Raw genomic sequence first — 17,313 nt, 5'->3', positions numbered from 1 at the left:
CGTGCCCCCTTGGTCCGTTGACGCCTTGTCTGTGACTGTGACGGCGCAGGGGGACGGAACGTGCGCTACGGAGCGTTGCGGATGGATCTCGAAGAGGGCACGGAAGGCGGCCGTCGAGACCGGTAGGTGATCCTCCGGTGACCTACGACACCACGTCCTTGCGGGCGAAACCCCGGAAGGCCAGCGCGAACAGCACCACGGCGTACGTTATGGAAACCGCCGTCCCCTGGATCATGCCGGACCACTCGGGAGTGGGCTGGATGGCATCGGCCCAGGCGAACTGCCAGTGCGCGGGCAGGAAGTGACGCCAGTCGCCGAGGGCCGTCACGGCGTCGAGGACGTTGCCGACGATGGTGAGGCCGACCGCGCCGCCGACCGCGCCGAGCGGGGCGTCCGTCTTGGTCGAGAGCCAGAACGCGAGTCCGGCGGTGACCAGTTGCGACACGAAGACGAACGCCACGACCACCACGAGCCGCTGGGCGGCCGTGCCCGGCGCGAGCGAGCCGCCGGTGGGGATCTCCAGGGCCCCCCAGCCGTAGGCGGCCGAGCCGACGGCCAGGGCCGTCACCGGCAGCAGGATCATCGCGGCCAGGCTGAGGCCGAGCCCGACGACGAGCTTCGACCACAGCAGCCGGGCCCGCGGCACGGGAGCGGCGAGGAGATAGCGCAGGGAGGACCAGCTGGCCTCCGAGGCGACCGTGTCCCCGCAGAACAGGGCGACCGGGACGACCAGCAGGAAGCCCGCGGACACGAACAGGTTGACGGCGGCGAAGTTGGCGCCGGACGCCGTCGCCGTGTCCATCAGCGTGATCCGGTTGCCGCCGCCGTCCGGCTCGCCGCCGATGGCGAAGGCGATGAGCAGGACGAACGGCAGGGCGGCGAGGATCCCGCCCATGACCAGCGTGCGGCGCCGCTTCAGCTGGCGGACCAGCTCCACCCTGAGGGGGAGCGTGCGGTCCGCGCGGTAGCCGGAGGCGACCTCCGGGCGCTCGACGAGCGTGCTCATGCGGAGCCTCCGATCAGGGTGAGGAAGGCGTCTTCGAGCCGGCGGTGCGGGCCCACGGACTCGACGGGCACTTCGAGCCGGACGAGTTCGACGACCAGGCGCTGCGCGCTGCCGTCGGCGCCGAGGCGGACCAGGAGTCCGTCGTCGGTGCGTACGGCCGAGGTCACGCCCGGCAGCGCGGCGATCTTCTCGACGACCGGCTCGTCGACGGCGGTCCTGGTGCCGACGAGCAGGGTGCCACCGGAGCCGATGATCTCCGCGACCGGGCCGGCCTGCACGAGCCTGCCCCGGTCCATGACGACGATGTGCGTGCAGGACTGCTCGACCTCCGCCAGCAGGTGGCTGGAGACGATCACCGTACGGCCGGCGGCCGCGTAGCGGATCATCACCTCGCGCATCTCGCGGATCTGCGGCGGGTCGAGGCCGTTCGTCGGCTCGTCCAGTATCAGCAGGTCGGGCATGCCGAGCATGGCCTGGGCGATGGCGAGGCGCTGGCGCATGCCCTGCGAGTACGTGCGCACCGCGCGGGCCAGCGCGTCGCCGAGGCCCGCGATCTCCAGGGCCTCGTCCAGGTGGGCGTCCTCGGCCGGGCGGCCGGTCGCCGCCCAGTACAGCTCCAGGTTCTCCCGGCCGGACAGGTGCGGCAGGAAGCCCGCGCCCTCGACGAACGCGCCGACCCGGGACAGCACCGGGGCGCCCGGGCGGATCGCCCGGCCGAAGACGCGGATCTCCCCGTCGTCCGGCTTGATCAGGCCCATCAGCATGCGCAGGGTGGTCGTCTTGCCCGCGCCGTTCGGGCCCAGGAGGCCGAGGACCTGGCCCTTCTCCACGCGGAAGGACAGCTCCCTGACCGCGTACCGGTCCGCGGACTTGGCGTACCGCTTGCTCAGATCCGTTATCTGCAGGGGAACTTCGGCGAGGTCCGGGTCGGGGGGCGACGTGGAGGTACGGCGGCGGCCGGTCAGCAGCAGGACCAGGGCGACCACCGCGCCCGCGAGCGGCAGCCACCACACCCACGCGGGCAGCGGGGCGGCCGCGGTCGTCACGCCGGGGGCCGTGGGCAGCTCGAGGTCGCTCTTCAGGGAGACGGTGTACGTCGCCGGGGCGGCCGGGGAGGCGTACCCGAGGTCGGTGGAGGCGAGGACCAGACGCAGCCGGTGGCCCTTCTCGACGTCGTGGTCGACGGCGGGCAGCGTGATCGTCACGTCCTTGCCTGCCTTGGCGCCCTCGACCCTCACGGGGGTGACCAGCTGGGAGGGCAGCACCTGCTGGGTGCCGCCCGGGCCGACGTCGTACACCTTGGCGAAGAGGACGGCGTCGTCGCTGGTCGACCGGACGTGGACGGTGGCCGTCGGCGATCCGGTGATCCGGACGTCGTCGGCGACCGGCTTCGACTCGAAGCGGGCGAACTGGCCGGGGAAGTCCAGCGAGACGCCGACGCCGAGCGAGGAGAGCTGGGCGAGTCCGCCACCGCCGAGGCCGGGAAGGGCCGAGACGGCGGGCGGGTTGGCGCCCGCCGGGTTGGCGAAGCTCTGCTCGCGGCCGGTCAGGGCGAAGGCCTTGCGTCCGCTCTCCAGGCCGGGGTACGTGTCGTCGCTCGCGCCTCGCCGCAGCGCCTGGCCGTCGGTGGAGTCGACGCCTCCGGTGCGGGTGATGCGGAAGGCGGGGCCGGTGTCGGTGGCCTTGTCGTCCTTCAGGTACCGGTCGAACCAGGAGGTGACCCGGGCCTGGACGCGGCTGGTCTCCATGTCGCCGCCGTCGTGGCCGCCCGCGATCCAGTCGACGTCGACCGGGGCTCCGTTGGCGCGGATCGCCTTCGCGGCCGCGTCGGCCTGGCCGAGCGGGAAGAGGGAGTCGGTCTGGCCCTGCATCAGCAGGGTGGGCACCTTGATGCGGTCTCCGACGGCGGCCGGCGAGCGCTCTTCCAGGAGCTTCACGGCCTGCGCGTCCGGGGTGCCGGCCTCGGCGACCCGTTCGTACATCTGGCACAGCTGCGTCTCGAACTTCTCGCAGCCGCCGCCGGAGTTGACGAAGATGCCCGCCCAGAGCTTCTTGAACACGCCGTTCGGGAAGAGGGCGTCGGCGAGGTTCCAGTAGGTGATCGCCGGGGCGATGGCGTCCACCCGGTCGTCGTACCCGGCGGTCTCCAGCGCGATCGCGCCGCCGTACGACGCGCCCGCCATGCCGACGCGCGGGTCGCCGGCCTTGTCGAGCTGGACCTGCGGCTGCTCGGCGAGCCAGTCGATGAGCTTGCGTACGTCGGCGACCTCGCCCTGCGGGTCGTTGAGGCCGATCTTGCCGGTGGACTTGCCGAAGCTGCGCGCCGACCAGGTCAGGACCGCGTACCCGTCCCGGGCGAGGTTCTGGGCCTGCTGCCGGACGTCGGCCTTGCTGCCGCCGAAGCCGTGCGCGAGGAGGACGGCGGGGCGGCGTCCCGCGTCGGGAGACGTGAAGTACGAGGTGTCGATGCGCACCCCGCCCCCCATGTCCATGACCCGGTCGGTGCGGTGTACCGGCGGCGCGTCGTCGTCGGCGGCGGCCGTCCATGTCCCGGCGCCGGCGAGCGCTACGACGGCGGCCGCGGCGGCGCCGAGCCGTCGCGGCCCCCTGAGTAGGCCTCGCAGCCGGGGCAGTCGAAGATCCATGCGTCAACGGTACGGGGTGAAGTAGGCGGTGAGTTGTCGACTGGGGGGTGAACCATGCCCCATCCCCTGGGGGTACGGGGGCGGTTTCGTGTACCGCGGGCGTGGTACGGCTGGTTGGTTCTGTCTCCGGCCGGGTGCGGGTTCGTTGGGGCTGGTCGCGCAGTTCCCCGCGCCCCTTGATGGCCGCGCAGCGGCCGAAAAAACGGGGCCGTCCGTATGACGGACGGCCCCTGAACGGTTCGGTGTCAGTGGTTGCGCGGGAAGCCCAGGTCGACGCCCGCCGGGGCGTCCGCCGGGTCGGGCCAGCGGGTGGTGACGACCTTGCCGCGGGTGTAGAAGTGCGTGCCGTCGTTGCCGTAGATGTGGTGGTCGCCGAACAGGCTGTCCTTCCAGCCGCCGAAGGAGTGGTAGCCGACGGGGACCGGGATCGGGACGTTCACGCCGACCATGCCGGCCTCGATCTCCATCTGGAAGCGGCGGGCCGCGCCGCCGTCCCGGGTGAAGATCGCGGTGCCGTTGCCGAACGGCGAGCTGTTGATGAGGGCCACGCCCTCGTCGTAGGTGTCGACGCGCAGCACGCACAGCACCGGGCCGAAGATCTCGTCCTGGTAGGCCTTCGCGGTGGTCGGCACCTTGTCGAGGAGGGAGATGCCGATCCAGTGGCCGTCCTCGAAACCGTCGACCGTGTAGCCGGTGCCGTCCAGGACGACCTCGGCGCCCTCGGCCGCCGCGCCCTCCACGTAGGAGGCCACCTTGTCGCGGTGGACGGCGGTGATCAGCGGGCCCATCTCGGAGGTGGGGTCGTTGCCGGGGCCGATCTTGATCTTCTCGGCGCGCTCGCGGATCTTGTCGACCAGCTCGTCGCCGATCGCGCCGACCGCGACCACGGCCGAGATGGCCATGCAGCGCTCGCCGGCCGAGCCGTAGGCCGCGCTCACCGCCGCGTCCGCCGCCGCGTCCAGGTCGGCGTCCGGCAGGACCAGCATGTGGTTCTTGGCGCCGCCCAGGGCCTGGACGCGCTTGTGGTTCGCCGAGGCGGTGGTGTGGATGTGGCGGGCGATCGGGGTCGAGCCGACGAAGGAGACGGCCTTGACGTCCGGGTGCTCCAGGAGGCGGTCGACGGCCACCTTGTCGCCGTTGACGACGTTGAAGACGCCGTCCGGCAGACCGGCCTCGGCCAGCAGCTCGGCGATCTTCAGGGACGCCGACGGGTCCTTCTCGGACGGCTTCAGGACGAAGGTGTTGCCGGTCGCGATGGCGATCGGGAACATCCACATCGGCACCATCGCCGGGAAGTTGAACGGCGTGATGCCCGCGACGACACCGAGCGGCTGCCGGATGGACGAGACGTCCACGCGGCTGGCCACCTCGGTGGACAGTTCGCCCTTGAGCTGCACGGTGATCCCGCACGCCAGGTCCACGATCTCCAGGCCGCGGGCGACCTCGCCGAGCGCGTCGCTGTGCACCTTGCCGTGCTCGGCGGTGATCAGCTCGGCGATCGCGTCGCGGTTGGCGTCGAGCAGCGACCGGAACTTGAACAGGATCGTGGTCCGCTTGGCGAGCGACGAGGTGCCCCAGGTCGCGTAGGCGTCCTTGGCGGCGGCGACGGCGGCGTCCACCTCCTCGACGGAGGCGAACGCGACCTTCGTGGTGACCGCGCCGGTCGCGGGGTCGGTGACCGGCCCGTACGTACCCGACGCGCCTTCGACGGTCTTGCCGCCGATCCAGTGGTTGACGATCTTCGTCATGACCGAGTACTCCTTCACAGATGGCGGCGTCGGGTGGAGACGTGCCGTTCGTACAGCTCACGTGCCTTCACCGCGGACGGTCGAGTCGCGGTTTCGGCCACAGGTACATCCCACCAGGCCTGCGCCGGAGGCGGGCCCGACACTGTGTCTGCCGTTTCCGTCTCGACGTAGACACATGTGGGAGTGTCGGCCGCACGGGCCTCGGCGAGCGCGGCCCGCAGATCCCGTACGGTCTTCGCGCGCAGCACGCGCATGCCAAGGCTCGCCACGTTCGCGGCGAGGTCCACGGGGAGCGGCGCCCCCGTGTAGGTACCGTCCTCGGACTGGTAGCGGTAGGCGGTGCCGAACCGCTCGCCACCCACCGACTCGGACAGTCCGCCGATGGACGCGTAGCCGTGGTTCTGGACGAGGAGCATCTTGATGGCTATCCCCTCCTGTACGGCCGTCACGATCTCCGTCGGCATCATCAGATAGGTTCCGTCACCGACCAGCGCCCACACGGGCCGGTCGGGTGCCGCCATCTTGACGCCGATCGCGGCCGGGATCTCGTAGCCCATGCAGGAGTAGCCGTACTCCAGGTGGTACTGGTCCCGCGAGCGCGCCCGCCACAGCTTGTGCAGGTCGCCGGGGAGCGAACCGGCCGCGTTGATGATCACGTCCGACTCGTCCACGAGGGCGTCCAGCGCGCCGAGCACCTGGGACTGCGTCGGCCGTACGTCCGGCTCCTCGGCCTCGTAGCAGGCGTCCACGCGCTGCTCCCAGCGCTCCTTGTCCAGGGTGTACTCGCTGACGTACGTGTCCGTGACCCGGTGCGCGTGCATGCCCAGGGCCTGGGTCAGCTCCTGGAGGCCGCTGCGGGCGTCCGCGACGAGCGGCATGCCGGCGAGCTTGTGACCGTCGTAGGGGGCGATGTTCAGGTTGAGGAAGCGGACCCCGGGCTTTTCGAACAGGGTGCCGGAGGCGGTGGTGAAGTCGGTGTAGCGGGTGCCGACGCCGATGACCAGGTCGGCCAGGCGGGCGAGTTCGTCGGCCGTCGCGGTGCCGGTGTGGCCGACGCCGCCGACGTCCTGGGGGTGGTCGTGGCGCAGGGAGCCCTTGCCGGCCTGGGTGGAGGCGACCGGGATGCCGGTGGCGGCCGCGAACTCGGCGAGGGCTTCCTCGGCGCGGCTGTGGTGGACGCCGCCGCCCGCGATCAGCAGGGGGCGCTCGGCCGCCCGGATCGCGTTGACCGCCTCGGCCAGCTCGGTCGTGTCGGCGCCCGGACGTCGTACGACCCAGGTGCGCTCGGCGAAGAACTCGTCGGGCCAGTCGTAGGCCTCGGCCTGGACGTCCTGCGGGAGGGCGAGGGTGACCGCGCCCGTCTCCACCGGGTCGGTGAGCACCCGCATGGCCTGGAGGGCGGCCGGGATCAGGGCCTCCGGACGCGTGACGCGGTCGAAGTACCTCGACACCGGGCGCAGGCAGTCGTTGACCGACACATCGCCCGCGTACGGCAGTTCCAGCTGCTGGAGGACCGGGTCGGCGACCCGGGTGGCGAAGGTGTCGCCGGGGAGCAGCAGGACCGGGATGTGGTTGATCGTGGCGAGGGCGGCACCGGTGACGAGGTTCGTCGCGCCCGGGCCGATGGAGGTCGTGACCGCGTGGGTGGACAGGCGGTTGGACTGCCTCGCGTAGCCGACCGCCGCGTGCACCATGGACTGCTCGTTGCGGCCCTGGTGGTACGGCATCTCGTCGGCGTACTCGACGAGCGCCTGGCCGAGCCCTGCGACATTCCCGTGGCCGAAGATGCCCCAGGTCGCGCCGATCAGCCGCTGCCGTACACCGTCGCGCTCCGTGTACTGGGCGGCGAGGAAGCGCACCAGCGCCTGTGCGACCGTCAGCCTCGTCGTCGAGGTCATCGGTAACCCCCTGTGCTCTCTACGTGGTCCGGGTGGAAGCAGATCCGCCACTCCCGGGTCTCGCCCGGGCCCGCCATGACGTTCAGGTAGTACATGTCGTGGCCGGGCTGGGCGATCGACGGGCCGTGCCATCCGTCGGGGACGAGGACGGCGTCGCCGGAGCGGACCTCCGCGAGGACGTCCGCTCCGCCCTCGCGTGAAGGGGATACGCGCTGATAGCCGAAACCGTTCGGGCCGTCGATCTCGAAGTAGTAGATCTCCTCCAGCTCCGCCTCCTCGCCCGGCCGGTGCTCGTCGTGCTTGTGCGGCGGGTACGAGGACCAGTTGCCGCCGGGCGTGACGACCTCGACGGCGATCAGCTTGTCGCAGTCGAAGGCGTCCGCCGAGGCGAAGTTGCGGACGTGGCGCGTGCAGTTGCCGCTGCCGCGCACCTCCTGCGGGACCTCCGGCGCGGGGCCGTAGCGGGCGGGGAGTCGTCGCTCGCACTTCGCTCCTGCCAAAGCAAAGCGGCCGCCCGCGCCGGAGGCGATCTGTGCCCGGGCGTCACGGGGCACGTACGCGAAGTCGGTGACTCCGGCGAACACGCTTTCCCGGCCCAGGAGTTGGAACTCACTGCCCTCTGTTTGCACCGTACATCCGCCGTTCAGCGGGACGACGATCCACTCGCTGTCCCCGGCGTCGAAGGTGTGCGTGCCGCCGGGCTCCAGCTCGACGATCCGCAGGCTGCTGTAGGTCCAGCCGGCCCGCTTCGGGTCGATGTCGACGGCGTACTGGGCGCCCGTCGTGGCGCCCTTGGCGAGGTAGAGGTCGTTGCTCGTCATGCGGCCCTCACAGCAGTCCTACGGCGGTGTCCACGGCGGCGGCCACGTCGCCGTCCGCCGGGTACAGCAGCGAACGGCCGACCACCAGACCGCGCACGGTGGGCAGTTGCAGGGCGCCCCGCCACTTCTCGTACGCCCCGTCCTGGTCGTCGCCGACCTCGCCGCCGAGCAGCACGGCGGGCAGTGTGGAGGCCGCCATGACCTCGGCCATGTCGTCGGGGTTCTCGGTGACCGGCACCTTCAGCCAGGTGTAGGCCGAACTGCCGCCGAGCCCGGAGGCGATGGCGATCGACTTGGTGACGGCTTCGGCGGACAGGTCGTTGCGGAGCCTGCCCTCCGCCGAGCGTTCGCTGATGAACGGCTCGACGAAGACGGGGAGCCGGCGCGCGGCCATGTCGTCGATGGCGCGGGCCGTGGACTCCAGGGTGGTGAGGGAGCCCGGGTCCTCGTAGTCGATGCGGAGCAGCAGCTTGCCGGCGTCGAAGCCGAAGCGCTCGATGTCCTCGGGGCGGTGGCCGGTGAAGCGGTCGTCGAGTTCGAAGCTGGCGCCCTGGAGGCCGCCGCGGTTCATCGAGCCCATGACGACCTTGCCGTCGAGGGCGCCGAGCAGCAGCAGATCGTCGAGGATGTCGGCGGTGGCGAGGACGCCGTCCACGCCGGGGCGGCTCAGCGCCAGGCACAGGCGTTCGAGCAGGTCGACGCGGTTGGCCATGGCGAACTTGCGGTCGCCGACCCCGAGGGCGCCACGCGCCGGGTGGTCGGCGGCGACGATCATCAGCCGGCCGGACTCGTTGAGCAGCGGACGGCGGGGGCGGCGGGCGGCCGCCTCCGCGACCGCGTCGGGGTGGTGGGTGCGCAGACGGACGAGTTCGGTGACGTCGACGGAGGGCACGGGGCCGTTGTCGGCGCGGGCGACGGCGGTCACAGGACGGCTCCCGCCGCGAGGGCCGCCGTCACTTCGTCCGGCGTGGGCATCGCGGACGAGCACTCCAGGCGGGAGGCGACGATGGCACCGGCCGCGTTGGCGTGCCGCATGATCTTCTCCAGGTCCCAGCCTTCCAGCAGGCCGTGGCAGAGGGAGCCGCCGAAGGCGTCGCCGGCGCCGAGGCCGTTGAGGACGGTCACCGGGAGGGGCGGGACCTCGGCGGACTCGCCCTTGCTGTTGACGGCGAGGACGCCCTTGGGGCCCTGCTTGACGACGGCGAGTTCGACACCGGCGTCCAGGAGTGCCCGGGCGGCGGCGTGCGGCTCGCGCACTCCGGTCGCCACCTCCACCTCGTCCAGGTTGCCGACGGCGACGGTGGTGTGGCGCAGGGCCTCTTCGTAGAAGGGGCGGGCCGTGTCCGGGTCCGTCCAGAACATGGGCCGCCAGTCCAGGTCGAAGACCGTGGTGCCGGCCTTGGCCCGGTGGGCGAGGGCCGCCAGGGTCGCCGTACGGCTGGGCTCCTCGCTCAGGCCGGTGCCGGTGACCCAGAAGATGCGGGCCTCGCGGATGGCGTCGAGGTCCAGCTCGTGGGCGTCGATCTCCAGGTCGGGCGCCTTGGGCCGGCGGTAGAAGTACAGCGGGAAGTCGTCCGGCGGGAAGACCTCGCAGAAGGTGACCGGGGTCGGCAGGCCGGGGACCGGGGTGACCCAGCGGTCGTCGACGCCGAAGTCCCGCAGCGCCTCGTGCAGGTAGGTGCCGAACGGGTCGTCGCCGGTCCGCGTGATCACCGCCGTGTCCCGTCCCAGGCGGGCCGCGGCGACCGCGACGTTCGCGGCCGAGCCGCCGAGGAACTTGCCGAAGGACGACACCTGCGGCAGTGGGACGCCCGTCTGCAACGGATAGAGGTCCACTCCTATCCGCCCCATGGTGATCAGGTCGTACGCCATCGACTTCCCTTCGTGTCGGCTCTCCACGGCTTTCTAGCCCCGCATGGTGAGCCCTGTCAATGTTTTGTCCAGACATTCGGACCAGGGCTTGACACCCTCGCTCGGGATCCGCACGCTGGCGGCCATGACGTCGTTGTCACCTCAGACCTCACTGTCCCGCATCCGGATCGGATCGGCCCCCGACTCCTGGGGCGTCTGGTTTCCGGACGATCCCCAGCAGGTGCCCTGGCGGCGCTTCCTCGACGAGGTCGCGCAGTCCGGCTACGAGTGGATCGAGCTGGGCCCCTACGGCTATCTGCCGACCGATCCCGCCGTCCTCACCGAGGAGACCTCCCGGCGTGGCCTGAAAGTATCGGCCGGCACGGTCTTCACCGGCCTGCACCACGGCGAGGCCGTGTGGGAGAAGACCTGGGACCACGTCGCGGACAACGCGGTCCTGGCCCAGGCGATGGGGGCATCCCACCTGGTGGTCATCCCGTCCTTCTGGCGGGACGACAAGACCGGTGAGGTGCTGGAATCGGACACCCTCACGCCCGAGCAGTGGCGCAATCTCACCTCCCTGACCGAGCGGCTCGGCAAGGAGGTGCGGGAGCGGTACGGCCTGCAGATCGTCGTCCACCCGCACGCCGACACCCACATCGACAGCGAGGAGAACGTGGTCCGCTTCCTCGACGGCACCGACTCGTCGCTGGTGTCACTGTGCCTGGACACCGGGCACTACGCGTACTGCGGCGGCGACAGCGTCAAGCTCATCGAGACCTACGGCGAGCGGATCGGGTACCTGCACCTCAAGCAGGTCGACCCGGAGATCCTGGCCGACGTGCGGGCCAACGAGGTGCCGTTCGGGCCGGCGGTCGCGCGCGGTGTGATGTGCGAGCCGCCCACCGGGGTGCCCGCGCTGGGGCCCGTCCTGGAGGCCGCGCAGAAACTGGACGTCGACCTGTTCGCGATCGTCGAGCAGGACATGTACCCGTGCGAGCCGGACAAGCCGCTGCCGATCGCACAGCGGACGCGGGCGTTCCTGAGGTCCTGCGGGGCGTAGCCGTCACGACACCGGCGGGGCACGCCGACGGCACGCCGGGCGTCCGCCCGGCCGATCCGGGGGGACACGGTCGCCCGGAAGTCAACGCGCCCCGCCGACGAGCCCGCATACGCCTTTGCGTCACCTCTGTCACAAATACCCCTCTTGTGTCACACATGTCGCAAGGAGGCGGGTGTTGCGTCACACCTGTCGCACAGGCCCTGTCCCGCCCTCACGCGGCCTCGTTCACCGGGTCACAGGCTTTGTGATCGCCAGCGCAGTGCCCGGCTCCCCCGGACGGCCGCCCCCGGCCGCCGCCGCGGTACGCGCACGGAGGGGCAACCCATGACCGACCGAAGGCTCTGGTCCTACAAGGACATCGCGGCGCACATCCGGGTGCAGCCGGACACCGTGCGCTCGTACCGAAAGCACGGGCTGCTGCCACCGCCCGACCACGTCGAGGGCGGCAAGCCCTTCTGGTACGCGGACACCGTCCGGGCGTGGGTGGCGTCCCGCCCGGGCAACCGGGGGCGAAGAGAGTTCTGACGCCCCGGAAAAGGATCCCCAAAAAAGGAACCTGTGCCCCACCCGCGCGTGGGGCACAGTCGTCCCATGGACTTCTCCGTCAAACCCACCCTGACCGGCGAAAAGACCGTGCTGCGACCGTTCACCGCGGCCGACGCCGAGCGCATCTGGGCGATCGTCCAGGACCCCGAGGTCGTCCGCTTCACCTTCGAGCCGTCGACCGAGCTCACCTTGGAGGGACTGCGCTCCTGGTACGGCTCCCGGGCCGGCCGGTCGGACCGCCTCGACCTCGCCGTCACCGACCGCGCCACCGGCGAACTCGTCGGCGAGGTCGTCCTGTACGAGTGGGACCGGCACGCCCGCAGCTGTACCTTCCGTACGCTCATCGGCCCCCGCGGCCGAGGCCGAGGGCTCGGCACCGAGGCCACCCGGCTCATCGTCGGCCACGGCTTCGAGCGGCTGGGGCTGCACCGGATCCAGTTGGAGGTCTACGGCGACAACCACCGAGCCCGGCGCGTATACGAGAAGGTCGGCTTCGTGGTCGAGGGTGTCCGGCGGGAGGCGGCGCTGCGCGAGGGTGCGTGGACGGACGAGGTGCTGATGTCCCTCCTCGACCACGAGTGGGCCGCCCTCAGTTCCACGGCTCGATGACGGTCACCCCCGCCCCCGGTGCCGTGCCCATAGCGGCCAGCGCGGACGGGGTCGCGTCGAGGGTGATCGTGGACGTGACCAGCAGGTCGGGCCGCAGCACTCCCGCCCGGACCAGTTCCATCATCGGCGGGTAGGTGTGGGCGGCCATGCCGTGGCTGCCGAGGAGTTCCAGTTCCAGGCCGATCGCACGGGCCATCGGCACCGGGGTCGTGCCGGTCGGGGAGGGCAGCAGGCCGACCTGGACGTGACGGCCGCGGCGGCGCAGGCCGTTCACCGAGGCCGCGCAGGTGACGGGCGAGCCGAGGGCGTCGAGGGAGAGATGCGCGCCCCCGCCGGTCAGCTCGCGGACCGCGGCCGCGGTGTCCTCGGTGCGGGACGCGTCCACGCACTGTGCCGCACCGAACTTCCTGGCCAGGTCCAGGGCTTGAGGCGACACGTCGACGGCCACGACCCGCGCCCCCGAGGCCGCCGCGATCATCACCGCCGACAGGCCGACGCCCCCGCAGCCGTACACCGCGACCCACTCCCCCGCCGCCAGCCGGCCCTGCTGCACCACCGCCCGGAACGCCGTGGCGAACCGGCAGCCGAGCGAGGCGGCGGTGGCGAAGGACATCTCGTCCGGGACCGTGACGAGATTCACCTCCGCGTGGTCCAGTGCCACGTACTGGGCGAAGGAACCCCAGTGTGTGAAGCCCGGCTGCGTCTGCCGCTCGCACACCTGCTGGTCGCCCGCCGCGCAGGACGGGCAGGTGCCGCAGGCGCAGATGAAGGGGACGGTCACGCGATCACCCGGTCGCCATCCGGTCACCCGGGCGCCCACCGCCTCGACGACACCGGCGAGTTCGTGCCCCGGCACGTGGGGCAGCGCGATGTCCGGGTCGTGGCCCTGCCAGCCGTGCCAGTCACTGCGGCACAGTCCCGTCGCCTCGACCCGCACCACGACCCCGTGCTCCGCCGGCTCCGGGTCGGCCACCTCCCGCACCTCGGCCGGCTCCCCGTACCGCTCGAACACCACTGCCCGCATACGCCCGCCCCGCCTTGTCCGATCACCTCTGACGGCGGAACGCTATCCGCGCGCCTCCACCTTGTCCCGGTCCCGCGTCACGGCGGCCCGCTCGGGACCGGCGTCGCCCTCGCTGAGCCCGAACCGCTGGTGGAACCGCCGCAGCGGCCCCGGCGCCCACCACGTCGCCCGGCCCGTGAGGCGCATGACCGCCGGGACCAGGAGGCTGCGGACGATCATCGCGTCCATCAGGACCGCCAGGGCGATGCCCAGGCCGAGCATCTTGGTGTTGGTCACCCTGGACGTACCGATCGCGACCATCACCACCGCGAGGATGACCGCGGCCGCGGTGATCAGCCCGCCCGTGCGCTGGAGCCCGTGCCGCACAGCCTGGTCGTGGTCACCGGTCTCGTCGTACTCCTCCTTGATGCGGGAGAGCAGGAAGACGCCGTAGTCCATCGACAGTCCGAAGGCCACGCAGAACATCAGGACCGGAAGGGTGGTCTCTATGGATCCGGGGCTGGTGAAGCCGAGCAGGCCCGACAGATGGCCGTCCTGGAAGATCCAGACCACCGCGCCGAACATCGCCGTCAGGCTGAGCGCGTTGAGCACGACCGCCTGGATCGGTATCAGCACGCTGCCTGTCAGCAGGAACACCAGGAGCAGGGTGACGATCACGATGAAGGCGCCCGCGAGGGGCAGTTGCTCGGCTATCGCGTCCTTGGAGTCGACCAGCACTGCCCCCGCGCCCGTCACCTTGGTGTCGAAGGGGGCGTTCGTGGCGCGCAGTTCGCCGACCAGGCGTTGGGCCGGGTCGTCGACCGCCTCTCCCTTCGGCAGCACCGAGAAGTACGCCGAGTCGCCCTTGACGAGCGGGCCGTCGACCCGCTGCACCTCGGGCAGGTCCGCTATCCGCTCCTTGTACGCGGCGTACTGCGCCTGGGTCGCCGGCCCGTCGGCGAGCACTTCGAGTCCGCCGCCGGGGCTGCCGGGGAAGCCGTCCCGGATGTGCTGCTGCACGACGTGGGACTCGGCGGAGGAGGGCAGTTGACGGTCGTCGGCGGTGCCGAACTTCACGCCCAGGAAGGGCAGGCCGAGGAGGACGAGCACGGCCGTGGTGCCGAGGGCGAAGAAGGGGGCGCGGCGCATGACGAGGCTCGCGGTGCGCGCCCAGGCGCCACTCCCCGCCGCGGCCGCCCGCGGTGGCCCACCACGCCGGAACACGCGACGCAGGTCGAGGGCGTTGACCCGGTGGCCCAGCAGGACCAGGGCCGCCGGGAGCAGAACCAGCGCGGCCGCCGCGGCCAACAGGACGACCGCTATGCCGGCGTACGCGAAGGACCGCAGGAAGTACTGCGGGAAGAGCAGCATCGCCGCCAGTGAGACCGCGACCGTGAGCGCGGAGAAGAGCACGGTGCGGCCGGCTGTCCGCAGGGTCGTGGCGACCGCTGTCAACGGTTCGGCGCCGGTGGCCAGTTCCTCGCGGAAGCGCCGGACGATGAACAGGGCGTAGTCGACGGCGAGGCCGAGTCCCAGGGCCGTGGTGAGATTCAGTGCGAAGACGGAGACGTCGGTGACCTCGGTGAGGCCGCGCAGTACCGCGTTGGTGCCGAGTATCGCGACGATGCCGATGCCGAGCGGCAGCAGGGCGGCGACCGCGCTGCCGAAGACCATCACCAGCAGCACCAGTGTCACCGGCAGGGCGATGATCTCGGCGCGGGTCAGGTCCTCCTGGATGATCGTCTGCATCTCGTGCCGGACGGCGACCGGGCCTCCCACCCTCACGTCCACCGGGCCGTGCGCGCCTCGGTAGGAGGAGGCGATGCGGTCCAGGGTCTCGCCCATCTGCTTCTCGTCGCCGGTGATCCGGGCGGCGATCAGCGCCTCGTGGCCGTCCTTCGCGCGCAGGGCGGGGGCGCCCGACCGCCAGTAGGAGCTGACGCCCACGACGCCCCGCTCACCTGCCAGCCGCCCCGCGAGGCGCTCGGCTTCCGCCGCGACCGCCGGGGCGTCGACCGAGGCGCCGCCCGAGTCCACCAGAAGCAGGAAGTTGGGCTGGGAGTCGGGGAACTCGCGCTCCAGCGCCTTGGTCGCGTACGTCGACTCGGCGCCCGGATCCTCCCAGCCGCCGGCGCCCAGCCGGTCGGCGACCCCGCCGCCGGCCAGCACGGCGAGCACAGTGACCACCAGGGCCGCGAGCAGCGACAACCGGGGCCGGGCGGTCACGAATCGGGTCCAGCCGCCGACGTGGGGCGGGTCGTTGACTTCGGTCATCGTGCGGTGTCCCCTTCACCGTGGAACGCATAAAATGGCAAACACGAGAGATCGCTCGCGTTTCACCAGAATGCGAGCGACCGCTCGTGTTTGTCAACCGCGTTCGGAGACTTGGGGAAAACGCGTGCCCGACAGCCAGGAGCAGCAGGAGAAGCAGGACAACGAGCAGCCGCCGCGCCGCCGCCAGGCCCGCGGTGAGCGCCGTATCGCCCAACTCCTCGAAGCCGCCGCCAACGTCTTCTGCACCACCGGCTACACGGCCGCGAGCACCAACGCCATCGCTCGTGAGGCGGGCGTCTCGCCGGGCACGCTCTACCAGTTCTTCCCGAACAAGGAAGCGATCGCGATCGAGCTGGGCGACCGGCTCATGCACGAGATGCGGGAGACGTACGGCGAGGCGCTCGCCCCGATCGACCCGGTGACCCCGCTGGAGGAGGCCGTCGGAGCCGCCGTCGAGCGGTTCATCGACTTCAACTGCGAGCACCCGGTGTTCTTCGCGCTGATGCACGGCCCCGACATCCCCGGCCGGATCACCGAGGCGCACGACGCACTGCACGCCACCCTGCTCTCCCGCATCGAGGGCCTGCTCTCCTCGTTCCTGCCCGACGCGGCTCCGGCCGACCTCACCCGTACCGCGCACATGTGCCTGGGGCTGTACAAGGCGGGCCTGGAGCTCGTCCTCGCCCACGAGGGCGCCGAGCGGGCGGCCTACATCCAGGAACTGAAGAACGCCCTGGTCCGCTACCTCGACCCGCTGGTCGGGGAGAGACTCGGCCACCCCGGCCCCTAGCCGGCACGCAGCGAACCGGTGTTGGAGAAATACCCCCTAGGGGTATAGCGTATGCGGGTGAGTTCCACCCGCCCCGACGAGGAGAACGAGATGACCGCCCAGACCGACACCCCCGGCTCCGTCACCACCGTCTACAAGGTGAGCGGCATGAGCTGCGGACACTGCGAGGGATCCGTCTCCGGCGAGATCTCCGAGATCCCCGGCGTCAGCTCGGTGAAGGCCGTCGCCGCGACCGGTGAGGTCACCGTCGTGTCCGCGGCCCCCCTCGACGAGGAGGCCGTGCGCGCCGCCGTCGACGAGGCCGGCTTCGAACTCGCCGGCAAGGCCTGAGCACCGACCCCACCACTGCCCGAGCGCCGGCCCTCACCGGCCCCCACCCCGGACCATGCCGACCGACCGACCGGCCGGCCGACACCGGTTCCGTACGGTCCGGCCCGCGGTCCGGTCCGGTCCGCGGTCCGGTCCGCTGTCCGGTCCGGTCCGCGGTCCGGAGCGGGCCCCGCATCAGGGGCGAAGCGATCGTGGGCGTTCGTGGTGACGAACAGGTTCCGGCCGCGGACATTCCGTCAGCGGACCGGCGAAGTGCGCCGTTGTTACTCCTGGGTTGGTCCAAGTCGAGGCCAAAGCCCCCCTGGAGTCCTGCGCCCGCCTCACATAAGCTCTTCACAAGGCTCGCGCATCATCCTTACGCTTGGGTCTCGTTCGCTGTATCCGGCTCTTGCGCATCTAACGGACATATGCAAGAGACCCAGATCACAGTGATGCGAACGTAACCATCGAAGGGGTTCAAAGGTCTAAGTTGACGATGTCAGGAAGCGTCTTGGGGGGCGCCTACTGGCATCTGAGGATGTCTTGGGGGACTTCCTCAGAGATGCGTTGCCGGGGCACGCACACCGGGGAGCTTTGAGCGGCCCTCCCAGCGTGCGCTGTCCCGGCAGACCGCACACAGCAGTAGTACGACGAGTTCTGCTCGTTTTGCTCAACAGCGAATTTCAGGCGCTGGTTTTCTCACAGACGCCCGGCCGGATCCCGTGGGGGGAATCCGCACCGGGACATGGG

The 17,313-nt window shown here is 71.2% G+C and carries 14 protein-coding genes; 5 read left to right on the top strand and 9 right to left on the bottom strand.

The genetic code is table 11. From position 1 onward, the window contains the following. Positions 1-142: 142 nt before the first annotated feature. From ACWBNA_RS25715 to iolC, 7 genes are all read right to left on the bottom strand, one after another. The gene (locus ACWBNA_RS25715) at positions 143-1,006 is read right to left on the bottom strand and encodes an ABC transporter permease (RefSeq protein WP_482706874.1); all 864 of its coding nucleotides are present in this window, start codon (positions 1,004-1,006) and stop codon (positions 143-145) included. Continuing rightward, positions 1,003-3,651 (bottom strand): alpha/beta fold hydrolase, encoded by a 2,649-nt coding sequence (locus ACWBNA_RS25710; RefSeq protein WP_482706873.1) that lies wholly within the window; start codon positions 3,649-3,651, stop codon positions 1,003-1,005. The genes ACWBNA_RS25715 and ACWBNA_RS25710 overlap by 4 nt, the downstream gene beginning before the upstream one ends. Before the next feature lie 245 nt (positions 3,652-3,896). After that, complete coding sequence (mmsA, locus tag ACWBNA_RS25705; RefSeq protein WP_482706872.1) at positions 3,897-5,399, bottom strand: CoA-acylating methylmalonate-semialdehyde dehydrogenase; 1,503 nt, start codon at positions 5,397-5,399, stop codon at positions 3,897-3,899. 14 nt (positions 5,400-5,413) lie between these two features. Further along, the gene (gene iolD, locus ACWBNA_RS25700) at positions 5,414-7,297 is read right to left on the bottom strand and encodes a 3D-(3,5/4)-trihydroxycyclohexane-1,2-dione acylhydrolase (decyclizing) (protein WP_482706871.1); all 1,884 of its coding nucleotides are present in this window, start codon (positions 7,295-7,297) and stop codon (positions 5,414-5,416) included. Continuing rightward, entirely contained in the window at positions 7,294-8,118 is an 825-nt protein-coding gene (gene iolB, locus ACWBNA_RS25695; protein WP_482706870.1) for a 5-deoxy-glucuronate isomerase, read from the bottom strand. The genes iolD and iolB overlap by 4 nt, the downstream gene beginning before the upstream one ends. Positions 8,119-8,125: 7 nt before the next feature. Beyond that, complete coding sequence (locus ACWBNA_RS25690; protein ID WP_482706932.1) at positions 8,126-9,010, bottom strand: Cgl0159 family (beta/alpha)8-fold protein; 885 nt, start codon at positions 9,008-9,010, stop codon at positions 8,126-8,128. 29 nt (positions 9,011-9,039) lie between these two features. Next, complete coding sequence (gene iolC / locus ACWBNA_RS25685) at positions 9,040-9,990, bottom strand: 5-dehydro-2-deoxygluconokinase (protein WP_482706869.1); 951 nt, start codon at positions 9,988-9,990, stop codon at positions 9,040-9,042. A gap of 124 nt (positions 9,991-10,114) precedes the next feature. Between iolC and ACWBNA_RS25680 the strand changes: the two genes are divergently transcribed. The 3 genes from ACWBNA_RS25680 (at position 10,115) to ACWBNA_RS25670 (ending at position 12,187) form a co-directional block, all read left to right on the top strand. Then, the gene (locus ACWBNA_RS25680) at positions 10,115-11,032 is read left to right on the top strand and encodes a sugar phosphate isomerase/epimerase family protein (protein ID WP_482706868.1); all 918 of its coding nucleotides are present in this window, start codon (positions 10,115-10,117) and stop codon (positions 11,030-11,032) included. 324 nt (positions 11,033-11,356) lie between these two features. Continuing rightward, on the top strand, positions 11,357-11,557 hold the full coding sequence (locus tag ACWBNA_RS25675; RefSeq protein WP_468648130.1) for a helix-turn-helix transcriptional regulator: 201 nt from the start codon (positions 11,357-11,359) through the stop codon (positions 11,555-11,557). Between the two features lie 66 nt (positions 11,558-11,623). After that, positions 11,624-12,187: a GNAT family N-acetyltransferase gene (locus tag ACWBNA_RS25670; RefSeq protein WP_482706867.1), complete on the top strand. Its 564-nt coding sequence runs from the start codon at positions 11,624-11,626 to the stop codon at positions 12,185-12,187. Here ACWBNA_RS25670 and ACWBNA_RS25665 read toward each other — a convergent pair. Together ACWBNA_RS25665 and ACWBNA_RS25660 are read right to left on the bottom strand one after the other, a co-directional pair. Beyond that, positions 12,168-13,211 (bottom strand): zinc-dependent alcohol dehydrogenase family protein, encoded by a 1,044-nt coding sequence (locus ACWBNA_RS25665; protein ID WP_482706866.1) that lies wholly within the window; start codon positions 13,209-13,211, stop codon positions 12,168-12,170. The two genes, ACWBNA_RS25670 and ACWBNA_RS25665, sit on opposite strands and share 20 nt — an antisense overlap. A 42-nt stretch (positions 13,212-13,253) precedes the next feature. Continuing rightward, positions 13,254-15,464 carry an MMPL family transporter gene (locus ACWBNA_RS25660; RefSeq protein ID WP_482706865.1) on the bottom strand — a complete coding sequence of 737 codons (2,211 nt, stop codon included), beginning with the start codon at positions 15,462-15,464 and terminating at the stop codon, positions 13,254-13,256. A 124-nt stretch (positions 15,465-15,588) separates the two neighbouring features. Between ACWBNA_RS25660 and ACWBNA_RS25655 the strand changes: the two genes are divergently transcribed. Beyond that, positions 15,589-16,254, top strand: a complete 666-nt coding sequence (locus ACWBNA_RS25655) for a TetR/AcrR family transcriptional regulator (RefSeq protein ID WP_482706864.1) — start codon at positions 15,589-15,591, stop codon at positions 16,252-16,254. Positions 16,255-16,344: 90 nt separating this feature from the next. After that, a complete protein-coding gene (locus ACWBNA_RS25650; RefSeq protein ID WP_217240390.1) occupies positions 16,345-16,584 on the top strand; it encodes a heavy-metal-associated domain-containing protein in 240 nt (79 codons plus the stop codon). Positions 16,585-17,313 lie beyond the last annotated feature (729 nt).

The organism is Streptomyces sp. Q2 (assembly GCF_056820935.1).
Note: the sequence above shows the minus strand (reverse complement) of the source record. Positions and strands in the feature narration are given on the sequence as shown.